Origin of the sequence: Mesorhizobium sp. M2E.F.Ca.ET.209.01.1.1 (assembly GCF_004010375.2) — a bacterium.
GTDB lineage: Bacteria > Pseudomonadota > Alphaproteobacteria > Rhizobiales > Rhizobiaceae > Mesorhizobium.
The window spans coordinates 1-391 of the sequence record NZ_SADP02000330.1; the positions used below are offsets into that span (position 1 = coordinate 1).

At 63.2% G+C, this 391-nt stretch carries 1 pseudogene; it reads left to right on the plus strand.

Going from position 1 to position 391, the window contains the following annotated elements:
- Positions 1–94: pseudogene (locus EN852_RS43405) on the plus strand (phosphonate C-P lyase system protein PhnH); the annotation flags it as partial.
- Between the last annotated feature and the right edge of the window lie 297 nt (positions 95–391).

Consider the following 391-nt stretch of genomic DNA (forward strand, 5'->3'; position numbering starts at 1 on the left):
CAACGGCGGCTTCGCCGATCCGGTCTTCAACGCACAGACCGTGTTTCGGGCAGTCATGGACGCCATGGCGCGGCCGGGCAGCGTCCAGCCCTTGCCGGGCCGCTCGGTCAGTTCGTGGTCGCGCAAGGATGCCTCTTATTTTCGTTCGTTCGGATGCTTCGGATCTATTTCAGGAAGAGCATAACCGCCCGTAGCCGGCGGGATGCTCATATCATCACAACCTTGTGTCCCACCGGTTAGGCTCGGCGCCGCCTCCTCTCGATGCCCCCGGCGCCGAGCCGCCTAGATCGAGCGTGAGAATTCCTTTTCCTTAAAACGGCCAAGCAACGCTATGACGACGCCAGCGGCCAGGGTGAAGGCCAGGACCGGCATCGGGCCTGCCCCTCCGTTG